The sequence below is a fragment of the Vibrio echinoideorum genome, from assembly GCF_024347455.1.
Classification (GTDB): domain Bacteria; phylum Pseudomonadota; class Gammaproteobacteria; order Enterobacterales; family Vibrionaceae; genus Vibrio; species Vibrio echinoideorum.
The window spans coordinates 1,894,394-1,911,733 of the sequence record NZ_AP025484.1 but is presented as its reverse complement, the minus strand read 5'-3'; the positions used below and the strand labels follow the sequence as shown (position 1 = coordinate 1,911,733).

11 protein-coding genes and 2 pseudogenes are annotated in these 17,340 nt (G+C 42.6%); 9 read left to right on the top strand and 4 right to left on the bottom strand.

What is annotated here, in order from left to right; genetic code table 11:
- Positions 1 to 86: 86 nt before the first annotated feature.
- Complete coding sequence (locus tag OCV36_RS24410) at positions 87 to 845, top strand: substrate-binding periplasmic protein (RefSeq protein WP_135454087.1); 759 nt, start codon at positions 87 to 89, stop codon at positions 843 to 845.
- Between the two features lie 203 nt (positions 846 to 1,048).
- Here the strand turns inward: OCV36_RS24410 and OCV36_RS24405 are convergent, their stop codons facing one another.
- Both OCV36_RS24405 and OCV36_RS24400 read right to left on the bottom strand, forming a co-directional pair.
- Entirely contained in the window at positions 1,049 to 1,534 is a 486-nt protein-coding gene (locus OCV36_RS24405; RefSeq protein ID WP_029225126.1) for an NADAR family protein, read from the bottom strand.
- A 264-nt stretch (positions 1,535 to 1,798) separates the two neighbouring features.
- Complete coding sequence (locus tag OCV36_RS24400) at positions 1,799 to 1,993, bottom strand: hypothetical protein (protein ID WP_017075617.1); 195 nt, start codon at positions 1,991 to 1,993, stop codon at positions 1,799 to 1,801.
- Positions 1,994 to 2,355: 362 nt separating this feature from the next.
- On the opposite strand from OCV36_RS24400, the gene OCV36_RS24395 reads away from it, so the two are divergent.
- From OCV36_RS24395 to OCV36_RS24385, 3 genes are read left to right on the top strand one after another with little or no spacing between them, the layout of a single operon-like run.
- On the top strand, positions 2,356 to 3,180 hold the full coding sequence (locus tag OCV36_RS24395) for an ABC transporter ATP-binding protein (RefSeq protein WP_135454089.1): 825 nt from the start codon (positions 2,356 to 2,358) through the stop codon (positions 3,178 to 3,180).
- Positions 3,181 to 3,189: 9 nt separating this feature from the next.
- Complete coding sequence (locus OCV36_RS24390) at positions 3,190 to 4,122, top strand: ATP-binding cassette domain-containing protein (RefSeq protein ID WP_135454091.1); 933 nt, start codon at positions 3,190 to 3,192, stop codon at positions 4,120 to 4,122.
- On the top strand, positions 4,119 to 4,658 hold the full coding sequence (locus tag OCV36_RS24385) for a transcriptional regulator (protein WP_135454093.1): 540 nt from the start codon (positions 4,119 to 4,121) through the stop codon (positions 4,656 to 4,658). Before OCV36_RS24390 ends, OCV36_RS24385 begins: the two co-directional genes overlap by 4 nt.
- A gap of 422 nt (positions 4,659 to 5,080) precedes the next feature.
- Here the strand turns inward: OCV36_RS24385 and OCV36_RS24380 are convergent, their stop codons facing one another.
- Positions 5,081 to 7,060, bottom strand: coding sequence for a replication initiator protein RctB domain-containing protein (locus OCV36_RS24380; RefSeq protein WP_017075622.1), 1,980 nt, complete (start codon positions 7,058 to 7,060; stop codon positions 5,081 to 5,083).
- A gap of 1,279 nt (positions 7,061 to 8,339) precedes the next feature.
- Here OCV36_RS24380 and OCV36_RS24375 point away from each other — a divergent pair.
- The 5 genes and pseudogenes from OCV36_RS24375 to OCV36_RS24360 all read left to right on the top strand — a co-directional run bounded on the left by OCV36_RS24375 (position 8,340) and on the right by OCV36_RS24360 (position 15,037).
- Complete coding sequence (locus tag OCV36_RS24375) at positions 8,340 to 9,557, top strand: ParA family protein (RefSeq protein WP_017075623.1); 1,218 nt, start codon at positions 8,340 to 8,342, stop codon at positions 9,555 to 9,557.
- Positions 9,558 to 9,562: 5 nt separating this feature from the next.
- Positions 9,563 to 10,537: a ParB/RepB/Spo0J family partition protein gene (locus OCV36_RS24370; RefSeq protein ID WP_135454094.1), complete on the top strand. Its 975-nt coding sequence runs from the start codon at positions 9,563 to 9,565 to the stop codon at positions 10,535 to 10,537.
- Between the two features lie 93 nt (positions 10,538 to 10,630).
- Positions 10,631 to 10,960: pseudogene (locus OCV36_RS25575) on the top strand (tRNA(Met) cytidine acetyltransferase TmcA domain-containing protein); the annotation flags it as partial.
- Between the two features lie 168 nt (positions 10,961 to 11,128).
- Positions 11,129 to 12,793: pseudogene (locus OCV36_RS24365) on the top strand (GNAT family N-acetyltransferase); the annotation flags it as partial.
- Between the two features lie 573 nt (positions 12,794 to 13,366).
- Positions 13,367 to 15,037, top strand: a complete 1,671-nt coding sequence (locus OCV36_RS24360; protein WP_135454097.1) for a DUF342 domain-containing protein — start codon at positions 13,367 to 13,369, stop codon at positions 15,035 to 15,037.
- A 178-nt stretch (positions 15,038 to 15,215) separates the two neighbouring features.
- On the opposite strand, the gene OCV36_RS24355 is transcribed toward OCV36_RS24360, so the two are convergent.
- Positions 15,216 to 17,330 carry a type I secretion system permease/ATPase gene (locus tag OCV36_RS24355; protein WP_135454099.1) on the bottom strand — a complete coding sequence of 705 codons (2,115 nt, stop codon included), beginning with the start codon at positions 17,328 to 17,330 and terminating at the stop codon, positions 15,216 to 15,218.
- Between the last annotated feature and the right edge of the window lie 10 nt (positions 17,331 to 17,340).

Genomic DNA, 17,340 nt, shown 5'->3' with positions numbered 1-17,340 from the left:
AAAAATTACCATTATTGTTATCCTAGCAAACTACAATTACTCAACTAGTATAATAGTAGTCATTCATCAAATAACTAGGGAAGGTTATGAAAAAACATCTTATCGTTGCATCCATAGTCAGTTTGTTTTCAAGCAGTTATGCTTTTTCAAGCGAGCCTGTTCACTACTACATTATTGCGAGCCAAGCGCAACCTTTTCAGATCGAAACTGACGGGTCATCTCACAGAGGAATTGTTTCCGATATTGTTCAGGCAGTATTCGATGACAGTCAATACGAGATCGATTACCACACCTACCCTTTCAACCGCATGATAGACAAGCTAGATGCTCGAGAGAATCCAAATTGGGTAACCTACGGCAGCCCTAGTTGGGGAAACATCCAATCTGTAAACCTGTCTAAAGATCCGATTTACAATGTAAAACACGTATTGCTCAGTAGTGGCAAGGAACCATTTGAGTTCAATACTATCGACGACTTAAACGGAAAAGCGGTGGTCTTGCTGGTGGGGTTTGAATATCCAAACCTAGAGCCTTACATCAAACAAGGCAAGCTCAACGAGATTCGAGTTAAAGATTACAGCGCGGCTTTTCGTGTATTAAACCGAACTCCGGGTGATACCGTTTTTGTTGAGATGGAATCGAGAATCAAATACAACCTAAACGAGCAGAAGTTAAGTATTGATGATTACCAGATGCAAGAATTTGGTTCAGTGATCAATAACTACCCTATTCATTTAGCATTTGACCCTGAAATGGATCCTAAGCTGCAAAGCTTCATCGACCAGCGTCTCGACCAAATGAAAGACGATGGACAACTAGATGACATCGTACAAGGGTATTTATAGCCCCTTCATTTATTTGTATTAGCGCCTAGCTGACGTTATAGAGCACTTTTCTACTCTTAGTCACCTTAGCTCGACTTGCAACAAAAAGGCCGCTCTGCTTAGACTAGACTAGCTTAATACTAAATTGCAGAGCGGCCTTTTAAATTCATTTTTAGGTAAACAAACGTTTAACTAGAATCCGGATAGATTCATTCGCGAGTTAGTTAATGCGACGCGTTCGAATGCAATTGTTGAGATCGAAGTTGTTGACGTACCACCATCAAGATCTCACCTAAACGATTCTCGCCAGTTCCATCACCACCATCTCCCCAGAAATGGTCTTTGTGGGAATGCTCCTTGATAACCGAGTCTCCAGTATTAGCGAGAAACAGAGCAAACTGTGGATTCTGTTTAAACTTCTCAGTCACAATAAATTCCATCACTTCAACACGAATGTCATACCAATCTTCACGAACTTGGTCTTGGTAATCTCGACTTAAAGAGAAGGCTTCTGCGGGTGTTCTGGCTTCTAGGATAGAAACACGTAGCGCTTCAGAGGCAAATTTCATCGCTTGATAATAATGCTCGCTGGTTGCCCAGATTTGATCGTCAACCCGAATAGGACACGCCGCGAAATTTGAGAGGTATCCATTTGGATCTTCGGGTTCATAAAACAATACTTCTTTGGCTTTAGCCACAGAACTAGACATAGCCTTCTCCTTACCAACGACATCGCATATTTTTGCTTTAACCTTAAAATTAGTGGCGTTGAATATTGCTGTCAAACAACTTAGTTCAAGAGTAAGCCATCAACATGTTTTTAGTTGGAAAGAAGTGACATTGAAAAGAATTTACTCAACTAATTGGCAGGATAGAATAATCGTTATCATTTGTTTCAACTAGAAAAAACAAAGAAAGTTTCTTATTAATCAAAGGGTAGCATTGCGCTACCCTCTTACGTTCAATCAGACTGATTAGTGAATCAGACCTAGCTCCCTCGCTTCTTCCAGACTAAAACCGCTTTCTCTAATTTCTCTTAGAACCTCAATACGACGACGAGCTTCAGCAGATTTCATTTTCTTTTCTGGTTTAAAAGATACTTCTTCTTCAGCATCCCACTTGTTTGCGATATTTGTCATTTCATCATGGTTGATAGAATTAATGGACATGTTTTCCTCCGAAAAGCACCATGTAATGGACAGGTAATCTGTAGCAAATACAATTTAGCTTGTTAAGAGATTCTGTACTGAAATGTGATGATTCCGACGCTTCACAAAGCTAATTAATAAATGGCTCATTTAAACTTTGCCAAAGCCATTTTCTGGGATTACATTTACAAGATTCCCCATAATAAATGTGGTTTGATCTAACTCTCATTTTCCCCTTTCTCATTTATTCTTTTCCACTGAAAATTCGTGAAATAACCCAAGATAATTTTCGAGGCACTTCATTCTTTTTGTGCTCATCGCTTTCACTAAATCCAACACATGTTAATGATAATAGTTATCAATATCATAACTGAGTATTTATCATGTCTATGGAAAATTCAGATACACCTCTTCTCGAAGTGAAGAACTTGTGTGTCGATTACATCACCGATGACGGCGATTTTAATGCGGTAAAATCCGTGAGCTTTAGCATAGGTCAAGGAGAAATCTTTGGCTTAGCCGGGGAATCAGGCTGTGGTAAAAGTACCATCGCTTTTGCCATTAACCGCCTGCATAAGCCACCGGCTTTTATCTCAGGGGGAAAGATACTGTTTAACGGACAAGACCTGTTGAGCTTATCTGATAACCATTTAAATACGTTGCGTTGGAGTGAGATTGCTATGGTCTTCCAGAGCGCAATGAACTCGCTCAACCCTGTCTTAACCATTCAAGAGCAGTTCGCTGATGTTTTACGTCATCACAAAGGCATGACCAACGAACAAGCCAAAGATCGCGCCGAGAAGTTACTCGATCTGGTGAATATTCCACGCCACCGACTCACAGAGTACCCTCACCAATTCAGTGGCGGCATGCGCCAGCGTTTGGTGATTGCCATTGCTCTCGCTCTAAACCCTAAGCTGATCATCATGGACGAACCGACCACCGCACTGGACGTAGTTGTACAGCGCGAGATACTACAACAAATACACCAGCTCAGAGAGGAGTTTGGTTTCTCGATACTCTTTATCACCCACGACCTGGCTCTTATGAGTCAACTGTGCGATCGCATTGCCATCATGCGTCACGGTCAGATTGTTGAAATTAACCAAGCTTATGAAATTCGTAACAATCCGCAGCACTCCTACACCCAAAAGCTTTGGAGTTCATTCCCTAATATTCACCAACATGCTCACGCGACCGCGTGCTAGGAGAGCTCAATGTCACAACCTATTTTTCAAGTAAAAAACCTCATTAAAGAGTTCACTGTTGGTGGTGGATTGGGCAAAGAAGAAATTTTCAGAGCACTGCATGGCGTGAGCTTTGACTTGTATGCAGGGAAAACACTGGCACTGGTTGGTGAATCGGGTTGCGGAAAAAGCACCTGTGCCCGATTGATGACCAAGGTTTACCCGGCGACAGAGGGAGAGATATTATTCAAAGGCAAAGACATCTCCACGCTAAACAGCCGTAAAGATATCTTGGATTACCGCAGCCGCGTACAAATGGTGTTCCAAGACCCGTTTAGTTCACTCAATCCAACCCACACCATTGAGCACCATTTAACGCGCCCTCTTAAAATCCATAAGCAAGTCGCCAACAAAAAGGCACTAGCAGAGCGTCTCAAGGAGTTATTAACGCTGGTGGAGTTACCCATAGAAACTCTCGCCAAATACCCACACGAGCTCAGTGGAGGCCAAAGACAGAGGGTTAACCTGGCAAGAGCGCTTGCGGTTGGGGCCGAGGTTATCCTCGCCGATGAACCGACCTCGATGTTAGATGTCTCGATTCGCCTTGGCGTGTTAAACCTAATGCAACGAATGAAGCAAGAGTTAGGAATTGGCTTTTTGTACATTACCCACGATCTTGCCACGGCACATTACATAGCTGAAGAGACAGCAGTGATGTACAAAGGCCAGATCGTCGAGTGGGGATCAACACAGTCGATCTTAACCAACCCCCAACACCCGTACACTAAATTGTTGATCTCCGCGGTGCCGGATCCCGATCTACCATTTGGCGAACTGGTCAAAAATGAGCCAAACTATTCAATAGACGCTGATCGTATTCGAGAGCAAAGCAGTGAAATACAGCATGAAGTAAAGCAAGTTGCTGATAATCACTTTGTAAAACAGTGGGATAATGTTGCATGAATGAACTAGACACTTGGTTAGAGCGCATCGAAGATTGGTACAAAGACCGAAAGCATGATCAAGTGGAAAGGTTAGAACCTTTGATCTTAACGCCTCCAGATGCACTCTGGGGGCCTTTGATCACAGATAAACAGAGCAAGGGTATCGCATGTTGGTTAGACGGATGCCTGAGAATCTTTACGTTTTATCGGTACAGAAGCGAAGCACAAACATCATTGAGCTTGTCATTGAATCCAGAAGTGGCTCCGCACGGGGCTAGCAACTCGCACCATCAAGAAAAGGCCTATCAGTACCTGATGTTTGGTTACAGCAAACTGCAGGCCGTTTCATGTGATCCTAGAGCAGAACCTGGCTTGCAAGAGTGGTGTACACAGCGAGTGCAACACTTGTGTGTGCTGGCTCTGGAGTTTGCGAATCAGCAACATGAAACACGTTGGCAAGAAGAGTCAGAAAAGTTGATCGAGTCGCATGTACGATTTATGGCGAGCCAAAACCAGAACGATGATCAAGGTAGAGTTAAACATCAGCTTCATTGATCACCCCTTCGCGATCAAAGACTGTCGCATCAGACCTAAGACCTTGAGTGACACCCACTCCTCTTAAAAAGACCCGATCTACAGAAAGCATGCTCTAACCTTGATCATGCTTCAAGGGTTAATTCTGTAAGATGTTGAATTTTAATAGCTATATTAAATGGTGAGGTGAATTTTAGGCAAAAAAAAGCGAGTCCCTTGGGAACTCGCAAAAATCTATTCAGTATGATGTAACAAAATATGAGCCAATCTATTAATCATAAGAAAGGACAAAAGGTTGTCTATTCGGGATAAATAATAATCAACTGGATGCGTTACATTGTCATCGCTTTGTCAGCGTTAAGTGCGGTTTTAATCAGCACCTAATGTGTTTAAACTATCCATTCATCGACCGTCAATACAGGCTTATTGGTACCGGTGAATGGCTAATGGCCAACCGCCATTTCATCGAGCGCTAAGAACACATTCTCGTCGAGATGACCTTCGTGAACTTGTTTACATACTTTACGACGCACAGCCAAACCCGAGATAAGACGCTCAATGGACAAATGTCGATTGCTCGTGCTGTCGCGGTCGTTGTACAGCTCAATCAACCTACTCAGTGTTTCGTATGGGATAACGTCCTCCCCTACTCTTAGCCAATCAAGCTTCTCAATAAGCTCTGAGCACTCTTCTTTGATTGAGGCATGTGAGTGCCCTGTCATTGCTGATAAAGCCGTTATGCTGCGTTCTAGAGCCTCTGCTGAGGTATATTTGGATAGAGTTATCATGATCTCGTCAGCATTGATCTCGACAGAGTGTTTACGTTGCTTAACTCGACGTCCCAATTTGCCTCTTGGTGACGGCGCTTTACGTTGAATGGGCTCAAATTCACCATCAATAATCTCAGACAGCTCTTCCAATTTCTGCTTAGAAACCATCTCATTACGAAGTGGGTTCGGGAGCGTTGGCGCCATATTACGCTTTCCGGCGTTGGTGGTACGTGCTCTTGAGTAACGCAACACCTCTTCCACATTACATTTGATATCGACCTGATAATCGGTTGTCTTACCTTTTTCGATCAACGACGTGATCGTTAGGTGATAACCCCACAAGTTAACTAAGAAAGTATCTTCTTGATCCCCAACTTCTCCGAGCTTCCTGAGTTCGCGAACCAGATCCATAGAGAAACGACGCCAATCGATATTGCGAGCCAATTTCTGATTCAGTTCGCTCAGTAACATGCAGTCCGTATGACGACGTGCCATTCGGCTTCTGAAATAGGAATACATTTGGAATACCAAGGTATGTTGCTTTAGAATTTCAGGCGGGAACAGGAAGAAATAATCGCGAGTAAGTAGCTCTTCGTAAAACGAAGGTTCCCAGACAAGGATGTATAAGTTCGGTTTGATACGAATTTCGCCGTCAGAGCCCTCTGTAGGCGCTTCTTCTGATGCGGTAATGGTTCTAGCTAAGAATCGGAAACGATCACTCTTAAAGCCTTCTGGCATGTTCTCACTGAGCCAGCGGCCTGTAAGCTCGTGAAGTTGAAAATCCGTAAACTCGATACGATCAATACTATCGCGGATCGAATCACGAGCTGGGCCACTGTCTTTTTTGCCTCGTAAAGACAAAATATCAGTGATGTAGAGTGGTGTTTTGTTGGGCGTGTGTTTCGCGTCTAGATGATAATCATCTTGGTGATGATCATGATATTGAACGGTTAGCGTGAATAACGCGAATAGCGTCATCAGATCATCAACCGTCATAATATTTTTAGAAGATCGTGTCTCGATCACCGCTCGAGTGCCAGAGATCGAAACCATAGATTTCTGGTAACTTTTACGCGTTCTTGGTGGTGCTAACGCTTGATCAATAATCCCAGCCCAATTGGTTGGCGAAACAATGAATTGATCTGCTTCATCTTTCATCGTCGGTGGGGTATTGAGGCCATGTTCATTCAATAAACGTTTGTTTACTTTAGTTTGAGCTAGAGCCTTAGAACGTTTTTGCTTTTCATTTTGCTTTACGCTTTCCGTTACTAAGCTGGTCGCACCTAATACCGATATCAATTGGTTCGGGTTAACAAAGCGATGTAGCATGGTTTTACCAGCAAGGCCCTCTTCAAATCGAACAGGAAGTTGTTTGAAAAGACCAATACTTACAGCCGCTCTCAGCCTTTGTTGCAAGGCCGCACGAGTCACTTGACCATCGGTTGATTCGATAATTTCAGTGGTAGAAACATATCCGTCTCTGCTGCTAAACCCACGAAGTGAAATTAGGTTAAGAAGTTCTATTATGCTTTTGGTGACACCTTTGAAGTGTTGATATTGTTCTATCCATTCAACAGCTGTTTCAGATACCTCAAATAAATGACCATCTTTGTGGCTTCGTGCCTTAATTAACAATTTCTCTTCTGGTTTCATTTTTGATCCGTATCACACTAACCGTAATTTCACTATAGTTCCTGAATGATAAAGAAAGAATGATCATAAATAAAGAGAATTTATTGGCTTTTAAATAACTGATCTTTTTGATTAATATGATCTTAAATGATTAAGTGATCTAATGATCTGGGCGTTGATTGCCTTTTAAGTGGCTGAATTTAAACAGTAAAAAAAAAGTTGCGTGGAAAGCATGATCATAAGAAACACGAAACGATGATCATTATTACAGGGAAAGCATGATCACAGAACATCAGAACTATGATCATTAAGTCATTGTAAGCATGATCATTATTGAGTCGAAAGCATGATCATTATACTTATACAGCTTATCCACAGCCCGAAATTTTCGATGCGCTTCTCAGTTACTTTTAAGCCGAGAATGTGGATATTTTTTATTGTAAATTCATCGGAACAATGATCAAGAGATCGCTATTTTTATTGTTCTGAATCTTTCTAGTACAAAATTTGGTCTGTATTTGGTGTTAGTTGGTTACTTCGATGTATTTAACCTGGGTTCTCATTGATACGCATTATATAGGAAGCATGATCATGAAATTGTCATGTTCGAGTATTCTCTCCCTGTGCAGATTGAATTTTCAACCAATTAGGCGTTACAGGCCCTGAATCCCCATTGCAAAAGCATTTGTCCGTAACTTAGCACCAAAAATACATGCTTCCGGAATGATATCTACTTGATCATTTTTCCGGAGGTTGATCATTTAGAACGGTCATTCATTCGGATCAATATTAATAAGACTACACCTTGATCATGCTTCGTAATATGGCCTAATCAATTTTTTAATGAGAGATGTACTCCTTGATCATTCTTCCGATTCTGGCGTCATTTTGTTTGCCTAGTTACGCTCCTCCTTCATTTTTATTTTAGTTTGCTAGCCCACTTTCTGGTTTTATTATTCTTGTAATGAAGTGAAAATTGAAAATCTGCTAATTTCGAATGCAAATCACACGAACCGTAATCTATGGTTGTATTTCAATCGTTCCGACAGTTTTTTGTTGAAATGACATTTACATTGTAAATAGGTGACGTTGTGACATTTTAAATGTAGAGGAGAAATAACATGGTTAGAGGAGGTAAAATCGGAAATTTTTGTGTTCATCTAAGCTAATGTTTCATCGAATTGTAAAAACGATGTCTATTTTATGTGATTTTGCTCATAAATGAATGTTCATGTTTTTGTTGTGTTTACTGTTGATCGCTGTACAATTTGTGGTTAGTTAATCATTACGGAAACTGGCAATGAAAAGAGAACAAACGATTGATAAGCTCTATCAGCTGGCCGAACAAACTCAACAAGTTCAGGCTGACCGAATTGAGATTATTCTGGAAGAGCGAAGTGATGAACATTTCCCTCCAATGTCTAAAGCTATGATGGAGACGCGGTCAGGCTTAACTCGTCGAAAATTGGATGAGGCTATCAACAAGCTTGAAGCGGATGGTCATCAATTTACAAAGAACAACGCCAATCATTACTCGATTTCATTGACGGAAGCTCACATGTTGATGGACGCGGCTGAAGTGCCAAAGTTCCACCAACGTAAACAGCATGTAGACAACAAGCCATGGGTTATCAACGTACAGAACCAAAAGGGTGGTACGGGTAAATCAATGACAGCGGTTCATCTAGCGGCTTGCTTGTCTCTGAATTTAGATAAGCGCTACCGTATCTGTTTGATTGACTTGGACCCACAAGGTTCTTTGCGTCTGTTCTTAAACCCACAAATTAGTGGTGCAGAGCACGACAGCATTTATTCTGCCGTCGATATCATGCTGGACAATGTGCCTGAAGGCCAAGATGTTGATCTTGAATTCCTTCGCAAGAATGTACTATTGCCAACACAATATCCAAATCTGAAGACGATTTCTGCGTTCCCAGAAGACGCGATGTTTAACGCTGAAGCGTGGCAAAGCCTGTCTCAAGATCAGTCACTTGATATCGTTCGTCTGTTAAAAGAGAAGCTTATCGACAAAATAGCTGATGATTTTGATGTGATTATGATCGATACCGGTCCGCACGTTGACCCGCTAGTGTGGAATGCGATGTACGCATCGAACGCACTTCTTATTCCATGTGCAGCAAAGCGTTTGGACTGGGCTTCAACGGTTAACTTCTTCCAGCATTTACCTACGGTGTACGAGATGTTCCCGGAAGATTGGAAAGGGCTTGAGTTTGTTCGCCTGATGCCAACCATGTTTGAAGATGATAACAAGAAGCAGGTATCAGTATTAACTGAGATGAACTACCTGTTGAATGACCAAGTCATGATGGCAACTATTCCAAGAAGCCGTGCTTTTGAAACTTGTGCAGATACTTACAGCACGGTTTTCGACCTAACGGTTAGCGACTTTGAGGGCGGTAAGAAAACGCTGGCGGTTGCTCAAGACGCGGTACAAAAAAGTGCTCTAGAATTAGAGCGAGTATTACATAGCAATTGGCCTTCACTTAATCAGGGATAACAAAAATGGCAATTAAAACATCTGACTTAAATGCAAAGCTATTTGGTAAAGCAAACAAACGCCGCGTAGCAACACCACAAGAAGCGCAAACGGCAGCAAAAGAACAGGCTCAAGTGATTGAGCTTTCTGTTGCGGGTGAAGAGCTGGTTTCATTTGAATTGGTTCGAATTCCCGCGGCTGATGTTGCAACTCGAACAGTTGTTTTTGAAGAGAATGCTCGTGAGCAATCTTTCTTAAATGAACATGCGCTTTCTGATGTTCTTACAACATTAAAAGAGCGCGGCCAACAATATCCGGCGGTTGGTCGTAAGAATAAAGACGGCAAGATTGAAGTTCTTGATGGTAGTCGTCGTCGCATGTCATGTATTTTGGCCGACAAAGAGTTCCTAATCTATGTTGCTGAAAATATTAACGGCGAACACGCTAAGTTCTTATCAGACGTTGCCAACGCTCATAAGCCACTTTCTCTGTATGAGAAGGGCAAAGAGATGCAAGCTAAACTGGATAAAGGCGAAGCTGAAGATCAAAAAGCACTAGCGAAAATGTTCCAGTGCAGTGAAGCTTTGGTGAGTGGCGCGTTGAAAGCGGCGGCTTTGCCTCTTGAATTGCTACAAGCTTACCCAAATGTGAGCGATCTTGGCCGTCCTACTATTGTTAAGCTGCACAAACAATTTGGTGGTTTGACTGGCGAGCAGCAGCAAACATTACTGACTAAGTGTGATGCTTCTGAAGGTTTTGTATGGCAACGTAGTGAAGCTCAGGGTGTCACTCGTTTAACAAAAGACGTTACAGAGACTTTAGAAGGTTGGATTTTTGAACTGGCACCTGCGCCAGCTAAAAAAGTTTCTCCAAAAGTTGAGCTTATCAAAGGCCGTGCTTCATACAGCCGCAAGGGTTCAAACTTGGCGTTGAACCTTAAGAAAGTTGATGATGCGACAATGGAAGAGATTCTAGCCTTCGTTCAATCGAAGCTCGACTAAGTCGACGACTTTCCATTACAACTCTAAAGCCGCATTATGCGGCTTTTTATTTGGCTGTGATAAACTGTGTTTAGATAAATCTGGACGCTCACTATGACAAACCCAACCAACACTTTTCTACATACACTCTCCAATATTGCCCAACATAATGATCACCGTTTTGGGGTGGTCTTTAATGGCGAATGCGATTGGCAAAACTCTTCTGTTTTAATTTTCCTTCAAGATATGAACTCTCAAACCATTTTCCAGGTTGGTGGGGCTCCATTTGATGGTGTGACTCATGTTCAAGTAAAGAAAGGTCAACAGCTTCTTGGTCGTGAATGCCAGATTCTTGTTTGTGATTTTAGAGAGCAGTTTGATGCTAACAGTTTTAGTGCTGCACTTGGTGCGTTAATCGGTGGCGGTTTGTTGTTAGTTATACCGCCCAAAATGGAAGAGTTTGAAGAGGGGATGGATTCTGCTTTTGGCAAACGTTGGTTAGCGTCCAATTTCGCTAAACTGTTTTCTATATCTCAAGACGATGAACAGTTAGCGCAGCTTTATACTCGCAATACATTGCCTGAAAAAGTAACCCAACCGGATTGTTTTGATAGATTTGAACAACAAAAGACAGCGATAGAATTAGTAAAAAAGATTGTCTCTGGACACAGAAAGCGTCCTTTAATTCTGACTGCCGATAGAGGTCGCGGTAAAAGCTCTACACTGGGAATTGCTGCTGCGCAGCTCTTGGCTGAGCGCAATGGGTTAAATATTATTGTTACTGCACCTTCTGTTAAAGCGGTTGAGCCGGTCTTTTCTCATGCAACCGAACGGCTAGAAACTTACGAAGCCGTTAACGCGACTCATATTCGCCATCAAGGCGGAAGCTTAAGATTCGTCGCGCCAGATGAGTTACTCAAATCTAAGCCTAATTGTGACTTGTTGTTGGTTGACGAGGCGGCCGCTACTCCAATCCCTATGCTTAAATCTATGGTAGATGTTTATCATCGTATGGTTTTTTCAACCACTGTTCATGGATACGAAGGAAGTGGGCGAGGGTTCGGGCTTAAATTTGAAGCTTGGCTTTCTGAGCATCGCCCGGGTTGGAAAGGCTACAAACTGGAACAACCAATCCGTTGGAATAATCATGATCCCCTAGAGCGTTGGTTGTTTGATTGCTTTCTTCTTAATAACGACCTGTCACCTTGTGATTTGCCTGCTCTCAATGCGATCGAACAAGATGATGTTTCTGTTTATGCAACGAATCATTTAGAACTGGTTGAGTTATCAAAAGCAGATTGTTTGGCTGACCCTGAGAAGCTTCAACAATGTTTTGCGCTTTTGGTTGATGCTCACTATCAGACTTCTCCAAATGACTTAATTCAGTTTCTTAATAACCCGGCTATCCATTTATACGCGGCTTGGCAACAAGACGATTGCTTGGGTTGTATGTTGGTTACGGAAGAGGGTGGGTTGGATATTGAATTGATTACTCAAATACAGATTGGGAACCGAAGACCACTCGGTCATCTTGCTCCCATTCTAATAGCAAACCAGCTTGGTTCGACACAAGCGGCAAAGAGCCGTTGTGTCCGAGTGATGCGCATTGCTGTTTCAAACCGTCATCAAAGTTTGGGTATAGGTAGCTGGATGCTGGAGAAATTATCTGAGCAAACTGACCAAGCAGATTATTTGGCGACAAGCTTTGGTGCGACTAGCGAACTGATTTCTTTCTGGCGACATAACGAATTTGTACCTGTTCATATTGGCCATCAACGAGATCAGGCTAGTGGATGTCACTCGGTATTAATGGTTAAGTCGCTTAACGAGAATGCTCAAGGTTGGATTGGTCAGTTGCAAGGTCACTTTGAACGTAGTTACTGTTTTCTGATGTCAGGCTCTTTTACTTCTCTTGAAACTGATATGGTGCGCGCGCTTCTGCCAAGCAATGCTGAGTCTGTGAGTGAGTTTGAAATACAGTTAATCAGAAATTATATCGATGGTGGTAATAGCTACGACAGTATTGGTTTTAGTGTGTTGAAGCTAATCTTGCTCAACAATGTTCGTGACGGGAAAAAGCTTAAATCTAAGTTATCTGGTGTTATTGGTTCTAGTGTATTGGATTCTGGTATTTCAGATCTGCTAATCGCAAAAGTCGTTCAACAGAAAGGGTGGGGGACTTGTGTCGAACAATTTAACCTTGTTGGACGGAAACAGGCAGAGGCTCAGTTTCGATTAGATGTCGATGTCCTATTATCAAATTTACAGTGTAAATAGATAGATTAGCTTTGAATTGGATTTACAGTGTAAATTAGAAAGTTGGATTTACACTGTAAACTGAAACTGAAACTGAACCTCAACATCGTTATCTTCGCTTCCTTCACCATCCACCTACTCGTCTCCGTGTCGGCTTCTCTGTCTTCTATTATAACGTAAACAATCTGCTGACCTCATCCGCTTGGTCTTGTGATCTACGTGTTCTGTCAATCTACATTCCGCTGCTGTAACCAATATCTTATTTGGTGTTTTTATACCTCTATTGATTTTTCATGGCCATAGAATTATTTAGGCAACTTCTGATTGAAGGAACCAAGTCTCGATAGATGGTTTCTAAATCTTGAATTTGTCTCTAATCAGAATTATCTCGACTTAGAAAAATTGTTAAATAAATCTGCTTTCTATTTGTAAAGGTGAAGAGGACCATAAAATGGACCTGTCTTACTTATGAGTCATCTTTGCAAAATCGAAAGTAAGTGATGTGACGCTGATTATTCAAATGCGGGGATTCTAAGGTCAGAACGAATTATATAGACTGAATAACAACTGAGTCATTAGGGATACTCAATTCGAATGTGGGATAACATCGTTACATTGTCAGAAGACAAGCAACAAGTGATTGCACGTCTGCCGTCGGGGATTGTGGTCGACGCAAGCTTTGACAACAAGACACTACCACCAGCCTTGGAAGCATTAAGCGTATCAAACTATTTTCTTTTTGAAGAAGAGGTGTTGCGTTTTGTTACTCTTGCTAAAGAGGGGAAGGGAGAAGCGTACGACGGTATTTTGATTGCTGAAGTGCGTGATGCAACTGTTGCCGTCGAATTGTCTGATGATGAGATGCTCGCCAGCCTCGTCGTGACTGGGCCATATAGTGGAAAAGCATTACGCGGTAGTGACATTATTCACTGCTTAGCTTTGGCTCAGATAACAAAAGGCATTAATAAGTTAGCCCTCAGAAAAGTACTGATGATGAGCAGCAAACTGAAACCGGGTGAAAAGTTTACTCAGCCAGTTGCCAAAGGCACGCAACCCGTAAAGGGAAAAGATGCAAAGTTCGCAGCATTGGTTGAAGATATTACTCGCCAAGTCTTGAAGCCCCGAAATAAAGACGAAGGCAAGATCGATATGCGAGATTTGGGAGAAACCATTACTGTTGGTCAAAATGATCAGTTAATGAAACGTACCCCTGCTACGAAAGGCATTGCTGGCTTTACCGTCCAAGGGCGAATTATCCCGCCGCTTCCTGGACAGGACAGTTTAATCAAACCTGGCAAAGGTACCTACATTTCCCCTAAAGACCCCAACTTACTACTCGCCTCATACCCTGGTTTGCCCATCATTAAAGACCGTACCATTGAAGTCGACGATGCGTTGTGTGTTAGCAATGTTGATGTATCTACTGGCCACGTTAAATTTAAAGGTAATGTGTTTGTTTCTGGAAACATCGAGCCGGGAATGATCGTTAAGGCGACAGGGAGTATTACTGTTGGCGGTTTTATTGAGTCGGCAGAAGTTCAGGCTCAGGGCGATATTAAAGTCGCGAAAGGAATTATTGGTCACACAGCCAAAGAAGGCGAACCCAAAAGTTGTAAGGTTTTCACAAAAGGTTCTATCACAGCAAGCTATGCGCAGAATGCAGAGTTGCAAACAGCGAATGATATTCGACTTGGTGTACACAGCATGGGTAACGACATTCGCTGTGGTAACAACCTTACCGTGATGGATTCTTTGAAGAAACACGGAACGCTCAGTGGTGGCGAAGCTAAAGTCGGCGGTAAAGTCGAATGTGTGTTTTTGGGTGTTGAGGGAGATACAGCGACCAAGGTTCATGGATTTGCACGCTACGATGGATACAGACAAAAGATTGCCGAAGTGAAGGAAACTTATAAACACGCTCAAGAGCAAACGATGGGTGTGATTCGTCAAGAGCTCGAATTCAAGAAGCGACCAAAAGCTGAGAGAGGTGAAGCGCAGGCGTTGGAAATTGAGCAACAACGAGAAAAAAACAATCAAGCGATCGAAAGCACTAAATCACAGTTAGATACGCTCGAAGCGGAGTTTGAAACGAATCTTGCTGAGTGCACGGTAGAAGCGCATGAAAAGGTTTATACCCGAGTCACTGTTCAGTTTGGTGATGAGACGGTGACGACCAAGCGAACTCATGGTGGGAGTGTTTTCTCATTCAACCAATACGAGATCCAGTGTTCATTCAAAATGGAACAAGAAGATATTTCTCTATAATCTCAGTTTCAGTTTCAGTTTCAGTTTCAGCGACAACTATAACTATAACTGAACGACACTGAGTTGAGTCACTTTACGAGTTTATCTGACTAATTTGACAGACAAAAAAAGGGGAGCAAATGCTCCCCTTTTTATTTTTAAACATCTCTAATTGTATTTCGCCTACGTCTGAGCGCTCTTAGCTTACTGCCCTTACTTTACCTTGTTTCAGATCTGACAGAACTTGCGCTTTAGGACCATCGGCAATAATGCTGCCTTTCTCCATTACAATCACTCGGTCTACTATGTCTAACATTGACGTTTTATGCGTAATAAGAATTAAGGTCTCGCTCGGCAGTAACTGGTTAAGCTGATGTTTGATGTGCATCTCTGAGCGGTTATCAATTGCACTGGTTGGCTCATCCAACAATAACACCGGCGGACGGCCTAAGAAGGCTCTCGCAATCGCGATAGATTGACGTTGGCCTCCAGAGAGCATACCTCCTCCTTCGCCGACTTGACGCTCTAAGCCAGAAGGATCTTGCTGAGTAAAAGCGGTAACTCCGGCGCGGTTGGCTGCATCCATTACATCGCGATCATCAACCAAAGGGCGACCTAAGGTGATGTTATCTCTTATTGAACCGTAGAACAGGTTACTGTCTTGCGGTACACAGCCTATATTGCGTCGTACGTCAACATGGTGAAGTTGTTCCATATCTGTGTCATCTATGCGTACATGACCCTCTGTGGGCTTGTATAGGCCCATAATTAGACGTTCTAGCGTAGTTTTACCTGACCCAATACGTCCGATGATGGCAACTTTTTCACCTGGAGTGATGTTTAGGGTGAGGTCGCGTATTGAAGCAACTGGAGAATCAGGGTAGTGGAACGTGACTTTATCCAACGCGATATGACCTTGAATGATAGGTCGGTGAATGTAGCGCTTACCTTCTTCTTGCTCGTCTGGCATCGACATCACTTGCTCAATCAAAGTCATCGACGATTTCGCTTGGTTATAACGAGTCGAAAGCAGTGACAACTGAACAAGAGGCCCAATCGCACGGCCACTTAACATGGTCGCGGCAATCAAGCCACCCATGGTGAGTTCGCCTTCAGCGATCAGATACACACCAAAAATGATCATCCCAACATTGGTACTTTGTTGAACGAATCCAGCTGTGTTTTGGATGCTATCGGTAATACGGCGACTTTTGATATTCCAGTTCGCCATGTGAGCAACGGCTTCTTCCCAACGGAATTGGAACTGACTTTGAGCGCTGAACAGTTTAACGGTTTCTAACCCAGCCAAACTCTCGATCAAGTTCGCGTATTTTTGAGATGCAAGGCGAGAGCCTTCTTCAATAGCACGACGCAGTGGACCTTGGATTAATAATGCATAGATGATCAGAACGACCACGCCAGCAATAGGAACAAATACAAGATTCCCCGCCATTAACCAAATCAAGGCCAAGAACATCAGTGCGAACGGTAAGTCAATTAACGAACCAATCGTTGCTGAGGTGAAGAATTCACGGATTGATTCGAATTCTTGCAAGTTTTTCGCAAAGGCTCCGACAGAAGCTGGCTTTGCTTCCATACGAATACCCAATACTTTACTGAACAGCTTAGAGGAAATCAGGATATCGGACTTCTTACCTGCGACATCAATAAAGTAGCTTCGCATTAACTTTAAAAGTAGGTCGAAAAGGAAGACTACAAAAATACCACTCGCTAATACCCATAGGGTTTCGAAGGCGAGGTTAGGTACTACTTTGTCATACACAAGACGAGTAAACATTGGCGCGGCAATAGCGAAAATATTGATCAGAATTGAGGCAATCAACACATCACGATAGATGTTCTTAGATTCCCAAATGGTGCCCCAAAACCAGTGGCCTTTGCGAGTTTTTAGAACCTCGGGCGAGCGCTCATCATAACGGAACTGTTTCTTCACTAAGAAGTAACGGCCAATGAATTGTTCTTTCAGCTCTTCTATTGGAATGATGATTGGCACCATTCCGCTCTCTGCTGTGATGATTTCAGCTTCTTGTTTTTCTACATCAATACTGTTGAGAACACATGCCTCACCTTGCTTGAGAAGTAAAACTGCAGGCAGAATCAGGTGAGGAATGCTTTCTAAGTCGGAACGATTTTCTTTTGCCACTAATCCCGCTCGTTCAGCAGAACGAGGGAATAGGAAAGGGGTTAGCTTTCCATCTGATAGTGGTAGCCCATTGATCAACGCTTCGGGTGAGTTAGCTAACCCGTAATACCGACTAACGTAGATCAGTGAGTTTAATAGTGGATCTTGCATGCGATATAAC